Origin of the sequence: Gardnerella vaginalis, assembly GCF_001546455.1 — a bacterium.
GTDB lineage: Bacteria > Actinomycetota > Actinomycetes > Actinomycetales > Bifidobacteriaceae > Bifidobacterium > Bifidobacterium vaginale_B.
Window position 1 is genome coordinate 1 of record NZ_KQ956814.1, and the last position, 16644, is coordinate 16644.

Genomic DNA, 16644 nt, shown 5'->3' on the forward strand with positions numbered 1-16644 from the left:
GTAGCGCGCGAATGCACTTCGATTCGCTGAGCCGCTTAAATGTAAAGTCCAGTGGACTTTACATGCGGCGAAGACGTTAGCGCGCTTAGACCGCGCTAACGATTACCTGTTGTAGCGCGAGCGATTTCCCGAGTTTGTTGTTAATTTTGCCATTTTGAACAACATTTTCGGGAAAAACTTACCGAGTTTGTTGTTCTAGACGGCGTGTTGAACGCGAATTGGTGTTGAAATTTCACAGGGGGGGGGGTATATTATTAACGGCTCATAATAAGCATCATCTGTAGCAGCTCTGCAGATGCTATTTATTTATAAATTTTGCACTTGTTTGCAATCTTAGTAAATACTCAGGGAAGGAGATGTGCCAATGAGTGATTTACATCGCGGTAGCCGTTTCCTTCGATTATTGCGTTCAATTTGCTCTAAAACTGCGTGTGCTCGTCGCGCTATTGTTGCGCTTTTTGTTGTTGTTGCTACTATTCTTGCCACTTTTATGATTATGCCATCCGCCTCTATGGGTGCTAGCCAGCAGGGCGAGTCTAGTCAGATGCAAACTCAGAACGGGAATTCTGAGAATAAGACTGCGGTGGATAATAAGGTGGCTGCAGAAAACGATTCTGATTCAAACGGTAAAACTGCTGCAAAGGGAGAGACTGGCGATTCTAAAGCTGAAGAATCTAAGACTGTAGAGCATAAAGATTCGCAACCTCCTGCCAAACAAGATGCCTCTAATGCAAGCAGCGCCCGAAACGTTGATTCAACGCAGAAGCAAAACAATGCTGTAGAAGGCGCAAAACAAGACGCCGCTAAAGACGCTGATGAACGCGCCAAAAAAGAAGAATCTGCAAAGAAATTGCGTCAGCAAAAGCGTGAGCTGGGCAACACTCGCGCCGCCGCGGACAGTACTCCGCTTCCGAAAGAGTGCAAAGATGCTGGCATAACAGAACTCGCAAAATGCTATGTAGCAGAGTATTTTTATACTATTAAAAGGAAAAAAAAGGTTGCAATTAAAAAATCTATTACAATAAACGACATAGGTGAATCTCATACTATAACGCCAGTGTTTCGTCGTGTTAAGAAAATTAATAATAAGGGTATTCCGACAATAGACGAAAAAACAGACGCATCTAGTAGTGTTAAAGGCCTTATTGAAAGTTTTTCTTTAGAGAGACTTTCAACTGTAAGTACTGCACTTGAGTCAAATGTAGAAAATAATGATTTTGTTAAAGTAAATCCTACTTCTGGCGAAATTAAAATACATGCTAATAAATGGTTGAATAATGGCAGTTATTATGTGTTTGTAAAGGTAAAATATAAAGACAATTCTACTCTTACTCGTTCGCAATGGTGCACTAATAGCTGTGATTCTTCATATAATAAATATTCACGCTTTAGTATACAGATTAGATACAAAAATCCTACGAATGATGTTTTATCGTTAAAGGTTTATAATCACCAGGACTCTAAAGATCGTGCTGAAGTTAAAGATAACGGTATTGCCGCTACTGTTGAATCGGATGATAAAGGAAACTTTAGCCCAATAACTCCGATTTTTATTGACACTACATCTTCTAAGAGGCCAAATCTTATTTATCATCGCATGATTTGCCATAAAGAGGATAGTAGTGATTATTACCTTAATTCAATTAATGGCTTAACTCTTAGTGCTAGTGCTAGTTCAACTGGTCAAACTACACAAAAGCAGTGGAAGCATGTTCCAGGAGTTCGCCCAGATGACAATAAACTTAGCGAGTCTAGTGGCAACTTATATGAAAGTGATGATATTATCGAGCGCTCGCAAAGCTGGATTACTGGCACGCCTAAAGAGGCTGGAACTTTTGAGTGCAAAGTTCTTGCGCTTAAGGATATTGGAGTATCAGCTAAAGATAAACATCATAGTCACACATTTGTTGAAGTATTTGATGAAGCAATTAATGATAAAACGAAAAAACTTAAACAGAATCTTTTTGATACGAATGTAAAAGTGGAAGATATATTCAGTGCGTATGTCCCGGAAAAACAGAGCCCGGAAGATCCGACTCCTAACCCGTATGGCATTTTTATGGATACCTATGACAGAAAGAAAGTCTGGGACGTTAAGACCATTAAGATTGTTGTTGAGTCGAATAAACAGGATCAGCCTATAGTTGGGGAAAATGATCTTAAGCTGAATGTGTATCCGTTTAAAAACGGCGATGGTTCGTTGCCGGCGCCGTTGTCTAGCAGCAATAACAAGATTTCTGCAATGCTCGGTATGGAGCTTAAGCCTTATATTGAAGCCACTTCTGCGGAGGATAGTGCTAATAAGATTACGTTGCGTGTGCTGTGCAAAGGTGAGCAGAAGAATGCTGCTGGTGGTGGTGCTTCGGCTGGAGGTATTGGCTCGAGTGGTTCAAGTGGTGATACTAGCGGTACTGGCTCGACTGACGGTAATAGCAGTACTGGCTCGCAACCTGCGCAGTCTTCTGGGTCGTCGCAAACTGCGGAAGCTACTTGGAGTAGCAATCTTGCCGAGCTTGGGTTGAGTGCGGATACAGCTCAAACTAGATGCAATGAAGCAGGGGATGGTAAATGTACTGCGGATAACGTTGCGTCTCAAGCTGCTATGAGCGTGAGTATAAAGCCGACTGATGTTGGCGATTACCAGTGCGTTGTGTACGCGCTTAAGCAAGATGTGCTTGATAAGTTCAACACCGAAGTAGCTAAAACAGGCGTAACACCACAGAAAATATCCGCCGCTTTTAAGAGTGCGAATCTAAAAGCCAACAAAGACTATGCGCAGTTGGCTATTAACATTCACGTGCCAAAAAAATTTGAATTGCCAGACACGGGTGGGCAGAATTGGAACTTGCAGCTGGGTGCTGTAGCTGCCGTTATGGTGAGCGTGCTCGCTGCTGGATTTGTGATAAGTCAAAGTGAAGCATGCAGAAAGCTGCTTTACGAAAGGCGGCGATGCTAATGTGAAAGCTGCCTACGTAATCAAGTTGTGCGCGCGTATTAGTGCAGTGCGCGTAGCAAAAATAAAAACATAATTAGATTAACTAAACCAAGATATTTCAACAAGATATTCCAGGTAGTCAAAAAACAAAACAAACACAAACAAGTATCGAGTAAGTACGTAAACAAGTGCTAAATCGGTACGCAAACACACAAAACACAAACTAAAAACACAAAGTAACTTATCTCAAACAGCTCTTAGGAGCATCGAGTAAAGGAGAAAAGATGAATAAATTAACAAAAAAGTGCGTTGCGGCGATTGCGTCGCTCGCGATGGCTGGCACGCTGTGCGTTGCTGGCGCCGTAACAATGGCTGGCGTTGCGTGGGCGACTAAGCCACAGCCACCTCAACCCACTATTTCTAAGGAGCCTTGGGGTAGTCATGTTCCACAAGGGCCATACAGCATCACTATCGTAAATTGCGATGCAAAGGTGGATACGAGCGCAACTGGCACCACTTCCCAATGTGACGCTAATCACAAGCCACTTGACGGTGCGGTATTTAAGCTTACACCAATCAAGAAGATTGGCGATACTGAGCTTAAGGCTGATGATTTTAAGAAGATAGATACTTGGTCCAAGATTGCTACCACAATTGATGCTTTGAATCGCGGCAAAGAAGACGAAGCAAAGATTGAGGTTGATGATACTCAAGCAAAGACTGCAACGGTTAACGGCGGCACAGCGAAGTTTGAGCAAGTTCCACTCGGCTTCTACAAGGTTGAAGAAACCAAGATGCCTACTGGCAACTACGGCGCAAACGACGTGACTGTGTTCTACATGACTTTGCCGCAGATTGAGCGCAAGCCAAAGACAAAAGACTCCACTGAAATCGTTACAAACTACAACTACAATCCTATTGTAAAGATTAAGAACAAGGATCTTTCTAGCTCAATCACAAAGGTTTTCAGCACCGAAAAGGGTAGCAACGCTGTTTCGGTTAAGGATGCTTTTGACTACGTGATTAGTGCGGAAGTGAATCATCCTGCTGGAACTTTGGATGCAAAGAGCATTCAAGACTATATGGTATTCGATGACGCTCCAGGTGATGCGTTTGACAATATTACGGAAGACACTGTTAAGTCTGTGAAGATGGATGGTGTTGATGATGCTCTTACGAAGGACACGGATTACACCGTTGAAATAAAGCAGAACTCTACTACACAGGCTATTACAGATAATGACGACAGCAAGAATCTCGCAGCCCAACACACGCGTATCTTGGTTAAGTTCAAGGAGGATGGCTTGACTAAGATTGCAGGTGCTTTAAACAAGGCACAGGCTGGAACTGAGCCTAAGGTTCACGTTACAGTTTCACTCAAGTTAAGTGATTCCTATAAGAATGATATTAGCAAGAAAGAGATTAAGAACAAGTCTGGCTTCTTTAAGTCTCATCCGTCTAACACCACTAAGGATCCAGACCCAATCGTTTCTGGCGATGGCGATGATGATAAAGGTACTTCTACCGTTAAGCTTGGCTTCCTTCAGGTATACAAGCATGATAAGAATGACAAGAATACCAAGCTTCCTAACGCTGTATTCAAGATCTTCAACTCCGAAGCAAAGGCAGAAGCTTGCAAGACTGCTTTGCTTAAGCGCTCTGCTGGTAGTACTGATGTTCCTACTGAGTGCTCTGATGGTGCTTCAACGAACTTTGCTGGAACCACAAATGATCAAGGTAAATTTGCAACTGATCAAAAGGTTATAGCTGGTCAAATGGTTTACCTCGTTGAGGTTACTGCTCCTACTGGCTATCTTTTAGCTAATGAGGTTAGGGGTGTAACTGTTGAAGAAGGAAAAACAACAACAGTTAACTTCCCTAATACCAAGATTGCTGATCTTAAAATTGATACATGGTTCAATCTTCCTGCAACTGGTGCTGCTGGCGTGATTCTGTTTGCGCTTGCTGGCATGGGCTTGATTGCGGCTAGCGTGTTCCTTTACATGCGCAATCGCAAGGAAGAGGAGCAGGCAAAAGCCTGATGTGCTTAGATAACCAGCGTTGATTAAACGTTCGGTTTAGCGTTAAAAAGATTTAGGCACTTTGTACCAGAAGACACGCCGCAGCGTTTGAAACAAAATGCATTGAGCATTTTGTTTCTACGCTGGCGTGTCCTGGTACAAAGTGCTCTAATCTTTTCGCACTACATTCTCGGGAAAAATTTCCCGAAAATGTTGTTCAAAATGGCAAAATCAGCTACAAAATCGGGAAAATCTGCACTAAAACATTGGAGGAGGAATGAAGGCTAAGAAAAAGAAAAGCCCTTTGCGCCGCGCGCTAGAGCCAGTGGTCTTGGCAGTCGCCGCAATCCTATGCTTCACGTACCCAGTGGCGTCAACGCTGTGGAATAATCACGCTTCTAAGCAGCTCTCTGCCATTTACGACAAGCTTAGCCGCGAGCAGCCTAAAGATGCGCGCGCAATTAACTTAGACAAGGCTCGCGAGTACAACGCGCATCGTAGCGCGATTTTTACGGCGGATCCATATAACGGCACGGAAGATTTTAAAAAAACGCCTGAGTATAAAAAGTACGATAGCGTGCTGGATGAGCCAATGGGCATTATGGGAATCGTAAAAATCCCGAAGATTGGCGTTAAGCTGCCGATTTATCACGGCAGTTCGCAAGATGTTTTAGCGTATGGTGCGGGTCACCTATATGGCACGGATTTGCCAGTTGGCGGCAAAAACAGGCATTCAGTTATTACGGCGCACACGGGTTTGCCGCATGCCACTATGTTTGACGACTTAATCTACCTTAAAAAAGGCGATTTTTTCTATTTGGATATTCAAGGCGAGACCTTACGATACAAGGTGTTTCGTATTAGCGTTGTAGAGCCAAACAACATAAGCTTGTTGCAGCGCGAGAAGGGGCGTGATTTGGTGACTTTGCTCACTTGTACGCCGTACGGTGTGAACTCGCAAAGGCTGCTGGTAACGGGGTATCGCGTGCTGCCGGATCTTGTTAAGGCGCCAGACGACAAGCTGCAGTGGCCGCTTTGGATGACGCTGTTTGTGATTGCGCTTGTTGGGTGCGCGGTGATTCTTGCGACTATGGTTGTGGCGGATGTTAAAAGAAAGCGCGGAAAGCTTGATTTGCGCGCTAAGCATTTGTCGATTCTTGCTTAAATCTGCTTTATTTTCCCGATTTTGTTGTTGATTTTGCTGATTTGAGCTACATTCTCGGGAAAATCTTCCGCATTTTGTACCATATTTGACCCAAATCACGTACAAAAAGCGGAAATAGTCGACGCATTTTGTACCATATTTGGCCTAAATCACGTACAAAGTCGGGAAAGATTGTGCAATCGCCATTAGCGCAATATACACAAAGCATGACACAATAGTGTGTAGTGTGTTTTTTGAAGGGAGCAGGTTCCGTGAGTGTTCAACAAACCTTGCAGCGCTGGATGATTACGGTAGGTGGAGTGGAGCAGGCACGCGTTGGCGCGGGTGAGTCTGTGGAAATTGGCAGGAAGCCTATACGCCCTTTGCGCGAAGACGGTTTTATGCGCGTAGACGTTGTAGACAATAAGCGCTCCATGTCTAAGAGGCATGCGCTTTTGATTGTGGACGCAAACGGCGCGGCTACAATTCGCGATTTAAACTCTACAAACGGAACTTACTTGGTTAACGAAAGCGGCGATTTGCTGCGACTAGACCCAGGCGTTGATTTCCACATGCCAGACAGCATTGTTCGCATGCAATTTGGCGACGTTCCAGTTGATTTTGTGCGCATTGAAGAAAAGGCGCCGCAGGGGGGCGATGCGGGTGCGCAGCCAGTGCGCGATTTGTTCTCTTACGCGCCAGACAATGCGATTAAGGAGCCAGATGCGGCGGATTTGTCGGTAGACGACATTCTTGACATTCGCGCGGGTGAGCCAACGGGCGTGTTCCATGCGCAGTCGGTTTCGCGGCCTGATTTGGTTTGGGATAGACAGAGGCGGCTTAATGATGCGGCGGCTGCGGATGATCTTGGCAGTACTTCGGCGGCGGATTCTGGTGCTGTTGCTGGTGCTGGTGATGCTGATGATGCTGCTTCAAGCGTTGCGGATGCTGCAAGTGTTGCAGAAAGTGTTGCGGAGCAAATTAAGCCTGTTATTGCGGGTCAGGTTGTTTTGCCTGTTGTTAGAGATGAGTTTGAATCGCCTGTGGAACCGCGTAATTTGTTTGACGATGCTGCGAATAGTGACGCTGTGAATGATGCGGCTGCTAACGATGTGGCGGATAATGATTCTGCGGCTAGCGATGCTGCAAATAATGATGCTGCAAACAGCAACGCTGAAGCATCGCAGTTAGACACGCAGCTAGATGCCCAGTTAGACTCTCAAGAAGCGGCTCAAGATGCTGCCCAGATTGAGGTTGATAAAGCTCTGGAAGTGGCTCAAGAGGCGCAAAATCAGGTTAATCAGGCGCTGGAGGCAGTTCAGTCTGTTAATAACGCAAGTGATGCCAGCTCCATAATCGCCGATGATTCTGCGCAATTTACACCAGCTTTTGAGCCAGGATCCGTGTTTGAAAAAGTCTCGAACGGCGAATTTAGTGCACGCAAAGAAGTGGTTTCTGCTGGAGGATTTACATCGGAAGAAGCGCAGAAAACCGCCGATTTTGCCGAGCAATTTGAGATGGCAAAGTACCAGGAGTTGCTGCCATTCTTAGCAATGAACACAAATTTGTACGACGATTTGTACGCGTGGCTTTCAGCGCAGGGGAACGCAGATGTGGATCAAGCGTTGGCGCAAAATAGCGGATACAGCGCGTATCGCAATGCAATCGGCTTGTAAACAAGGGAGTTGAGTAGTATGAGCGATAATAAGAACGACTTTATGCAAGGCGCGCAAGACATGCAAAATCTTTCAGACCAGCCAAGTGCTCAGCCAGACCAGCCAGACCAGGTTGACCAGGTTGACCTGCTGGCCCAGGATGCCCAGGATACCCAGGCTGCATCGCGCCAATCTGCCGAAACTTTGCGCGCCGAAAAACTCGAGCGCATGAACAAATGGTATGAAAATTACAAGTCGCAGCTTGCTCCTTCGCCGTTGGAAGACATTACAAAGCTTTGTGCGCAACTGGAGTTGACTCACGCACACCCTTCGGGAATCGCCCAGCTTTTTGCCAGTGGAAAGGCCACTCTTCAGGCGCTTTTCCGCGATTCGGGAATGCTACGCGCGGCGGGTCGCAGGTTAGACAGAGTTTTTGAAGACAGAGACAACAAAGCGCACGAAAATGGCGTTTCGGAGCTTTCGCTTGTTGTTGGAGTTGCGTCTTGGAGCGGAAATCATGTGCCAGTTTTAACATACCCAGTACGCGTTTTGCGAGAAGCTGGAAAAGACGAGACGGCTGCAACGATTTACTTTTCGGGAAACGTTCGCCTAAACCACGCTCTTGTTATTAGATTGCAAGAAAGAGGCATAAACCTTAGCGAAGACGCGCTTTTTGATGGTGCAAACTACCAGAGCGGCACACCAGAAACATCCGCAGTTTTCGATGTGATTTGTGCTGCTGCTCAAAGAGTCTTCCCAGATTTTGACATTGAGCGAGATATTGTGCTCGGTTGCTTTACAGATTCGGGATCTAGATTCTTGGCAGAAAGCGGCCAGATTCTGCACGCGCTTAAGCTGGGGAATGTTGGAAATACAATGATTGACGCGATTGCGGGAAATAGCACTGCCGTTGAGGTGCTTGCTGCAAAAACCACTCCCGACTACTCGCCGCTAGACGTTGACCCACACCATGAGTACGAAGTTGGCGATGTTAATAACGCTGTGCGATATGCTGCAGGAATGGCGGCAAATGGCGCTTCTTTGGCTATAGATGCAGACGCTGGGTGTGACTCCGCGCTAATTGCGGCTGCAATTTCTTCGCGCTGCGTTCTTGCAGGAAAATCCGTTTTGTACGTTCCAAACGTTATGGAGCAGCAGCGCCGATTCCGTCACGCGCTCAGTGCAAACGAGATTTCTTCGCTTTCGCTAGACGTTTCGGATTCGCATCTTGCAAAGCATGTTGATTCGCAGCTTATAGCGGCCGTTGGCTCTCGCCAAAGCGTTGCTTCTAGCCGTTTTGAGCAGGTTTGCGACGAGCTTGTTGGCGTTAAAACGCGATTAAACCGCTACTTGGGTGATTTACATGGAGTAAACGAGCGCTGGGGCGTTTCTGCATACCAGACAATGCAAAATCTTGCAGGAATCGCCATGCTCCCTACGCATCCATGCACGCACGTGCGTCTTAGTGTAGACGCTGCGCGCTCGCTTTCTGGCCATTTAGACGAGTGGGCGCAAAAGCTGCACGAGGCAGATTCTCTTGGCGAATTTACCACCAATGCTGAAGATACGCCGTGGTTTGGCGCCTCGTTGTTTAGCGAAAATGAGGCCGTAGCTGTGTATCAGCGTATTGTAGACGTTCTTACAAAGCTTTTGCCAGCTGCTCGCGAACAGGTTAAGTCAACCGTGCAAAAATGCGGTTTCCCTATTCCTTCTACGGCGCGCGAATGGGGCAGGCAGGTTACGGTTTTAAAGAATCTTCGCCGCGTTTTAGACGTTTTCCAGCCAGACATTTTTGAGCGCGATCTTAGCGCAATGATTGAGGCAAGCAAACCGAAGGCCATTAGAAAGCGCGAAGGCTCGCCAATGGGCTTTTGGGAGCGCAGGCATCACATTAAAGAAGCGCGTAGTCTTTTGCGTGTTGGCGCAAAGGTAGACGACCTTCACGAAGCGTTAAAGATTGTTGCTGCGCAAGCTGCTCAATGGCGTACTTTTGTGCCGCATGGCGGGTGGCCAGTATTGCCTCCTAAACTAGACGAAATCGTTAGCACGCAGGAGCTTTTAGACCGTAATCTTGTAGCTCTTAACGCAGTTCTTTCCACAACGAGGCTTGGCGCAGACCTTGAAAACATTGAGTTTGCTAAGCTAGACGAGCGCTTGCAAGCCTTGCACGATAGTCGCGAATCCTTAGACACACTTCCAGGCAGGTGCATTATTGAGCGTGACTTGCGCGCGGTTGGCTTAGAAGACCTTGTTTGCGATTTGCGCAGGCGTAAAGTTACGGGTCAGGCCTTAGATGGCGAGCTTCATCTTGCTTGGTGGACTACCGTTTTTGAAGATATTGTTAATTCTTCCGAGATTATATCTAACCAAGACGGTTCCGCGTTGCAAGATGCTTCCGATCGTTTTGTTCAGGTAGACACGGAGCACGTGCGTTCCGTAGGGCCAATGGTTCAACAAGAAGCGCTTAAAAAGCTTTGCGATTTGCTTTTTGCGCGTTCGCAAGAGGCAAATCAGCTTCACACTGCTCTTGCAAGCAATGGGTCGGGTGTTACTTTTGCTAAGTTGATGAATTCCTACCCAGATTTGCTGCTTGCTGCTAAGCCGATTCTGGTTGCAATGCCGTCTACCTTAACTATGATGACTGAGTTTAAGCCGATTGTAGACGTTGTAATCGTGGATTCGGCGGAGCATATTAACAACATTGAGCTGCTTAGCGTTCTTGCGCGCGCACGCCAAGTTGTTGTTATTGCGCACAAGCAAACGGTTAGCTCGCAAAGCGTTGGCGACCTTATTGGCGTTTTGCCTACTGTTTGCGTTAAGTCGCGAGCAACCAGGCGGTCCACGTATCTTGCCGACTTCCTTGAAAATCATGGCTACGGCTTGCTTAGACACGATGTTCCTGTAGAAAGAATGCAAGGCAGAGTTAAGCTCCACCAGGTGGAAGCCGCTGGAGTTCCTGTTATGGCAACGGGTCTTATTGAAAGCAGCCAGCGCGAGATTGACGAGGTTGTGTCTTTGATTAAGCAGCGCGCTAAAACCTTTAGCGTTGTTCCTTCTAGCTATGTTCTTGCAGTTGTGACCCTTACAAGCGTGTTTAGAAACAGGCTTGGCGCGGAGCTTAAGGCTTTGGCTGTTAAAGACGAAAACATGGGTAGGTTCCTTAGACATGTTCGACTTGTAAGCGTAAACGAGGCCGTTGGAGCTGCTGCAACGGATGTTATTCTTTCGCTGTGCTACGCAAAGACTTCGCACGGCAGGCTTTTGCAGCAGTTTGGCGTTTTGGAAGAAGAAGGCGGAAAGTTTATGCTTCTTGATTCCTTGGCCTTGGCTCGAAGGAATTTGGACATTGTTTGCGCGTTTAAGTCTAGCGATATGGAAGATGATCGTTTGCATCAAGACGGGCCTAAGCTGCTTAAGGATTTGCTCACTTGGGCGGAGAATTTGGAGGATAATCCAGTGGATCCGGCAGATGCTGAGAATGCTGAAAATGCGGCAAATGCTGAAAATGCAGCAGTTGCTGGCGATTCCGCCGATTCCGCCGATTCTGCTGACGCGGGCGAAGCTAAACAATCGCAAGCGGCTGGCGATTTTTCCGCAAACGGCTTTAACAACGTTTTGTTTGCCGACTTGGCAGAGCGAATTCGCGCTCGCGGCCTTAAAGTGGCGGTAAATTACGGTTTTAACCCAGATCATAGTATTCCTCTTGTTGTTGGTTTACCAGATAAGCCGTTTGCTTTGGCTGTTCTAACCGACGACGTGCGTTTTATGAACATTGAGTCCACTCGCGAACGAAATCGCATGTTTGCTCAAGATTTGGAGTATCTTGGTTGGTCGGTTATGAACGTTTGGAGTGTTGGAGCGTTTGTTAATCCCGAAAAAGAAGTTGAGCGCATTGTTTCTAGAATCGGCGAACTTTACGGGAGTGGCGAGCAGCAGTGAGCGGTTACAACGCTAATCGCAGATGTTCTAGGGGTCATTTTCGCGTGGTTCGTAAAGGCTCGGAGCTTTTTGACGCAGATGGCGTAAAACAAGAGCCAGGCGATGCTCAGACGATTGAACAGCGTGCAAAAGACGACGATAATCGCATTCTTGGCGAGCTTCCTCCACATTGGGCGGTTTTTAGCGAACGCGGAAGATAAGCAGGTATTGCTCACTAATTTTGCACAGCTATAACCGCAAGGTTTGGAATAATCGCCTGCGTGTTTATGATTTGCAACGCGTTTTGCGCTGGCATTGCAAGTAGTGTGTTTTGCGCCGAACTATTTACCTTAACAACAATCACGTTGTGAATAACCTCAACGTTTTTGTTGTTAAAATCCAGGTTATTTGGCTGCCCTGCATCGCTAGACGTTTCTAGCTGGGCTGCGGGGTTTGCGGAGTGACTGGCCGCGTTTGAATCGTTTGGAACTTTGCTAAACGCTATAGAAATAACATCTCCCGAAGCAAGGCTTGTGCTACTGCTTGCAAGATTAACCGAAATGGTTGTAAAACCAGGAGGAATCTTTGTTTGCTTTGTGACTTGATTGCTAAAAATTGGCGTTCCGTATTTAATGTTGCATGCGGCAACATACGCGTTTTTAGCGGAATTGTTTACAGAATCGTAGTTAAGAACATTGTTAAAAACGCTGCTTTTAGGCACGCTAACATAATGCAGGTCACTTTTCTTAATAACGCTGCCTTTTGCTATGTTTCTAATGGCCACAGGCACACTTTGAGTAGCCGTAAACGCTGAAACCATGTGTATTGAAAACAGCGTTGCAACGCTTATAAAAAATATTGAAAGCAGGTTTAAGGTTTGCGCCTTTTGTCTGCGTTTTAAAAGCTCTACTGGCTCCTTGTTGCTGCCTTCGGAGCCAACTGTTTTTAGTAAAAATGATGTTTGCATATAAGCATCATTCATTAAGCAGAACTTTTGCGCAAGCTTTTTTATGCAATGTGGTTAAAGGCTAGCGAAAATGCGGATTTTGCGCACATATAAACATTCTTGATGAGTCTTAATTGCCATTTATGCACATAAGCACATAAATGGCGTCTTAAAACTTCGACTTATTCACATACACACATAAGTAACGTCATACTTTTTTACTTATGCACATATGCACAGATTTTAATTGGTTATTTGCACTCTATTTATCGGTGCGATAGAATCCACTACCCTTAAAGTTGATTGGTGGTGCGCTAAAAACCTTACGAACTTCTTGTTTTCCGCACTTTGGGCACACGGTAATTGGCTCATCTTCAAACGATTGATGCTGTGAAAAATCATATCCGCATTGCTTGCAACGGTAATGATAAGTAGGCAACGGTTCCTCCAATCTATAATTCCATCACATATCCTAGCTCATAATATCGCCGCATTAAAGCAGCTAAGTGTAAAGCCCGTATGCGCTTTTGTTTGTAAAATTCTGCGAAACAATTGCAAAAAATCCGACACGCCGACTTATTTTTTGGCCTTTACATCCTTAAGGCATTTTATATTTGTACGTATGGGTTATGAATCGGTGAGCGCGCTAATAGTATTAATCATCATCGTAGCCTTAATGTTTGGTTGGTTACCTAAGCGCACCGTTAACAGCATGAAGTCAATGTTGGAACATAGCGAAGATAGGTATTCACCTTCGTTGCACATTGTGGATTATCGCAGTGAATCACTGTTCCACGCGTGCAGCGGCACGATGGTGAAAGGGGTTGGCATGCAGCCGTCGAAGATGCAAGCGAATGCAAAGCCTAATAATGGCAAGGCCAGAAGTAATGGCGCAAAAGCAAATAACCGTAAGGGTGCCGCGCAGTCTAATGGCACTTTTAATGGCATTTTTACTCCTGAGCATGTTGCTCGTATTCGTGCGCTTCGCCGTGCAGCAATCCGCCGTCGCCGTATTTTAGTTCTTTCGCTGGCGGTTTTAACTCTTGTTGTGTTTGCGGCAGGTCTTGTGGGGATTTATAGTGCATGGTTTGCCGTTATTCCTTTTGCTGCGCTTTGCACGGTTCTTTACTTTGGATCCATGGCTGCTAAGCATGCTCGCCTTTGGGAAGCCAAGGTTGCAGTGTACAGAAAGCATTCTTCTGCGTTTAAAGATTCTGTTGTAGAGCCAATTTTTGACGCAACAGTAAACTCCGTTGTTGAAAATGCCGAAAACGCCGAAGATGTTTGCGCAAATCCAGGCAGTAATCCAGACAATACTGAGACGTCTGTTATGCAGCAGCGCGATATAAGCATGGCTTTGTCTGAAGCAAATAGAAAAGATGTAGCCAATATTGCTGCCAGTGGCAATTCTAATCAAGATCTTATCTCGTTCTCGTTTGGCTCTGATTACCGCGATTCCAACGCAAATAGCAAGAATGCAGACCCACAAAGCTTAGAAATAAAGTCCACTAAGCAAGTTGCTAAGGCGATTCCTGCAAACGATTCGAGCAAAGTTGCTGAAGTCTCTAAAGTCTCTGAAGTTTCTGAAGTTTCTGAAGTTTCTGAAGTAGTTGTAGAGCCTCCAGTTAGCACCAAAGATTCGCTTGGTAAGGCCGATTTAAGGGACGTTTTGGCTCGTCGCGCAGCTTAAAGTTTGTAAAAATTTTCTAAAATTTTAGCACTCTAGTTGGTAGAGTGCTAAAAACGCGCTATTATAAGGTTCAGTGCTCGATAGTTTTGACGTGATCGTCAGCCTCGTCAACATTATTCGCGCAAAGGTTACATTTCTCTAGAAAGAGGTACCGAAGTGTCGATTAAGCTCACACCTTTGGAAGATAAGATTATTGTTAAGCAAGCTCAGGCAGAAACCCAAACCGCTTCTGGCTTGTACATTCCAGATAATGCTAAAGAAAAGCCACAGCAGGGCGAGGTTTTGGCTGTAGGCCCAGGCCGCCGAGACGATAAGGGCGAGCGTATTCCTATGGATGTTAAACCTGGAGACAAGATTCTTTACTCCAAGTATGGTGGCACAGAAGTTCATTACGAAGGCGAAGATTACTTGATTGTTTCGTCTCGTGACGTTCTTGCAATCCTTGGCTGATTCTGATTAATCGCTAGGTTAATCGCAAGGTTAATCGCCTGATTAATCAAATCTATTTAGATTATTTAGATTTATTTAACGCTGAAAATGACGGCTTGCCGCTGTTTTCAGCGTTTTTGTTTAAGATGCGACTATTATAAAATCATGAGTTATAAACACCGCAGTATTCTAGATACTTTGCCAAATTACAAGCAGGGCAAACCAGCGCCCGCGCTAGACGGCGTTCGTGCATACAAAATCTCCAGCAACGAAAATCCATTCGAGCCGCTAGAAAGCGTAAAAAATGCCATTTCTAGCCGCGCACTTGGGGTTATTAATCGTTACCCAAATATGCGTGGAACTGAGGTTGTGCAAGAGCTGGCTAAGAAGTTTAGCGTTACTCCAGACGAAGTTGTTCTTGGATGTGGCTCTACCGAGGTTATTACGCAGCTTGTAAACCTTGTTGCAGGGCCTGGAGACGAGGTTATATACCCGTGGAGAAGCTTTGAAGCGTACCCAATTATTGTTACGGGTGCTGGCGCTACAAGCGTTAAAATCCCTAATCGAGCAGACGGGTCGCACGATGTGGACGCAATGATTGCTGCGATTAATGAGCGCACGCGTCTTGTTATTTTAAACAATCCAAACAATCCAACGTCTGCAGCGCTTTCAAACGAAGAAGCTAGAAGAGTGTTGGATGCTGTTCCTAGTGACGTTTTGGTGCTTATTGACGAAGCCTATGTGCAGTTTAACAACGCAAAGGGTACGGCGGATGGTATTGAGCTTTACCGAGAATATCCAAACGTTGTTGTTGCACAAACCTTCTCTAAGGCCTACGGATTGGCTGGTTTGCGCATTGGCTACGCTATTGCAAATGCGCAAGTCGTAGAGGGTATGCGAAAAGTGGCTGTTCCATTTGGCGTAAGTCAAATCGCGCAAGTGGCGGCTCTTGCTTCTTTGGAGCCTCAAGCGCTTGTAGAAATGCACAACCGTGTAGACGCTCTTGTTGAGGAGCGTAATCGCGTTGTAAGCGGTTTGCGCGCGCAGGGGTGGAATATTGCTGATCCATACGCAAACTTCTTCTGGATGCCATTTGGCGAAGATACCGAGAGCGCAAATCAGCGTTTTGTTGAGGCTGGTCTTTCTGTTCGCGCGTTTGCTGGCGAAGGAATTCGCATTACGATTGCGGAGACTGAGGCAAATGATTGCGTGCTTAAAGTGTGCGAGGCGTTAAAGAAAGACGGATTTTCGTTTAAATAGAAGATAAATAGAAGATAAATAGTTGCGTTTTTGGCCGCATTTAGATGCGATTTTTACCTTCGGCGTGTCTTAAGCTTGCATTAGTCGCGCGTTCGTGGCAAAATAACAAAGTTGCCGTTTGGAGATATTCTTCTCCGCGCGGAAACGTTGGCGGGTTACCAGAGCGGCCAAATGGGACTGACTGTAAATCAGTTGCTTCGTGCTTCAGTGGTTCAAATCCACTACCCGCCACGCCTCGATAGCTCAGTGGTAGAGCACTTCCTTGGTAAGGAAGAGGTCGTGAGTCCAATTCTCACTCGAGGCTCTCTGGCGGGGTAGCTCAGCTGGCTAGAGCGTACGACTCATAATCGTAAGGTCAAGAGTTCGAGTCTCTTCCTCGCTACAATGGCCAGCAGGAGTTGGTCAACATACAATATTCTAGAGGTGAACAAAATGGCAAGTAAGAGCGCAGACATCCGTCCAGGCATTACGCTTGCATGCACGGAGTGCAAGGAGCGTAATTACATCACGACGAAGAATCGTCGTAATACGCCTGATCGCCTTGAGTTGAGCAAGTTCTGCCCACGCTGCGGCAAGCACACTCTCCATCGCGAGACTCGCTAAAAGCGTGAACTTTGGCGAAGTTTTGAGCTTTATTACCCCGCGT

At 46.0% G+C, this 16644-nt stretch carries 12 protein-coding genes and 3 tRNA genes; 13 read left to right on the plus strand and 2 right to left on the minus strand.

What is annotated here, in order from left to right; translation table 11 throughout:
- Nucleotides 1–364 precede the first annotated feature (364 nt).
- The 6 genes from HMPREF3216_RS02550 to HMPREF3216_RS02575 all read left to right on the plus strand — a co-directional run bounded on the left by HMPREF3216_RS02550 (nt 365) and on the right by HMPREF3216_RS02575 (nt 11894).
- A complete protein-coding gene (locus HMPREF3216_RS02550) occupies nt 365–2956 on the plus strand; it encodes a hypothetical protein (RefSeq protein WP_060786814.1) in 2592 nt (863 codons plus the stop codon).
- 263 nt (nt 2957–3219) lie between these two features.
- The gene (locus HMPREF3216_RS02555; protein ID WP_060786815.1) at nt 3220–4977 is read left to right on the plus strand and encodes a SpaH/EbpB family LPXTG-anchored major pilin; all 1758 of its coding nucleotides are present in this window, start codon (nt 3220–3222) and stop codon (nt 4975–4977) included.
- Nucleotides 4978–5233: 256 nt separating this feature from the next.
- Nucleotides 5234–6121, plus strand: coding sequence for a class C sortase (locus HMPREF3216_RS02560; RefSeq protein ID WP_060786816.1), 888 nt, complete (start codon nt 5234–5236; stop codon nt 6119–6121).
- A 251-nt stretch (nt 6122–6372) separates the two neighbouring features.
- Nucleotides 6373–7776 (plus strand): FHA domain-containing protein, encoded by a 1404-nt coding sequence (locus tag HMPREF3216_RS02565; protein ID WP_196485421.1) that lies wholly within the window; start codon nt 6373–6375, stop codon nt 7774–7776.
- Nucleotides 7777–7983: 207 nt separating this feature from the next.
- The gene (locus HMPREF3216_RS02570) at nt 7984–11694 is read left to right on the plus strand and encodes a helicase (protein ID WP_419471001.1); all 3711 of its coding nucleotides are present in this window, start codon (nt 7984–7986) and stop codon (nt 11692–11694) included.
- On the plus strand, nt 11691–11894 hold the full coding sequence (locus HMPREF3216_RS02575) for a hypothetical protein (protein ID WP_060786818.1): 204 nt from the start codon (nt 11691–11693) through the stop codon (nt 11892–11894). Before HMPREF3216_RS02570 ends, HMPREF3216_RS02575 begins: the two co-directional genes overlap by 4 nt.
- Nucleotides 11895–11908: 14 nt before the next feature.
- Here HMPREF3216_RS02575 and HMPREF3216_RS02580 read toward each other — a convergent pair whose 3' ends face one another.
- Both HMPREF3216_RS02580 and HMPREF3216_RS06125 read right to left on the minus strand, forming a co-directional pair.
- Complete coding sequence (locus HMPREF3216_RS02580; protein ID WP_060786866.1) at nt 11909–12640, minus strand: hypothetical protein; 732 nt, start codon at nt 12638–12640, stop codon at nt 11909–11911.
- Between the two features lie 241 nt (nt 12641–12881).
- Nucleotides 12882–13058 carry an FmdB family zinc ribbon protein gene (locus tag HMPREF3216_RS06125; RefSeq protein WP_016636054.1) on the minus strand — a complete coding sequence of 59 codons (177 nt, stop codon included), beginning with the start codon at nt 13056–13058 and terminating at the stop codon, nt 12882–12884.
- Nucleotides 13059–13295: 237 nt separating this feature from the next.
- On the opposite strand from HMPREF3216_RS06125, the gene HMPREF3216_RS02585 reads away from it, so the two are divergent.
- The 7 genes from HMPREF3216_RS02585 (at nt 13296) to rpmG (ending at nt 16601) form a co-directional block, all read left to right on the plus strand.
- Nucleotides 13296–14309: a hypothetical protein gene (locus tag HMPREF3216_RS02585; protein WP_060786819.1), complete on the plus strand. Its 1014-nt coding sequence runs from the start codon at nt 13296–13298 to the stop codon at nt 14307–14309.
- A gap of 156 nt (nt 14310–14465) precedes the next feature.
- Nucleotides 14466–14759 carry a co-chaperone GroES gene (gene groES / locus HMPREF3216_RS02590; protein WP_004131681.1) on the plus strand — a complete coding sequence of 98 codons (294 nt, stop codon included), beginning with the start codon at nt 14466–14468 and terminating at the stop codon, nt 14757–14759.
- Nucleotides 14760–14903: 144 nt separating this feature from the next.
- Nucleotides 14904–15998 carry a histidinol-phosphate transaminase gene (hisC, locus tag HMPREF3216_RS02595; protein WP_060786820.1) on the plus strand — a complete coding sequence of 365 codons (1095 nt, stop codon included), beginning with the start codon at nt 14904–14906 and terminating at the stop codon, nt 15996–15998.
- A 149-nt stretch (nt 15999–16147) separates the two neighbouring features.
- Nucleotides 16148–16229, plus strand: a tRNA-Tyr gene (locus tag HMPREF3216_RS02600).
- 1 nt (nt 16230) lies between these two features.
- Nucleotides 16231–16302 (plus strand) — tRNA-Thr (locus HMPREF3216_RS02605).
- A gap of 4 nt (nt 16303–16306) precedes the next feature.
- A tRNA-Met gene (locus HMPREF3216_RS02610) sits at nt 16307–16380 on the plus strand.
- Nucleotides 16381–16430: 50 nt separating this feature from the next.
- The gene (gene rpmG, locus HMPREF3216_RS02615) at nt 16431–16601 is read left to right on the plus strand and encodes a 50S ribosomal protein L33 (RefSeq protein ID WP_004114322.1); all 171 of its coding nucleotides are present in this window, start codon (nt 16431–16433) and stop codon (nt 16599–16601) included.
- Nucleotides 16602–16644 lie beyond the last annotated feature (43 nt).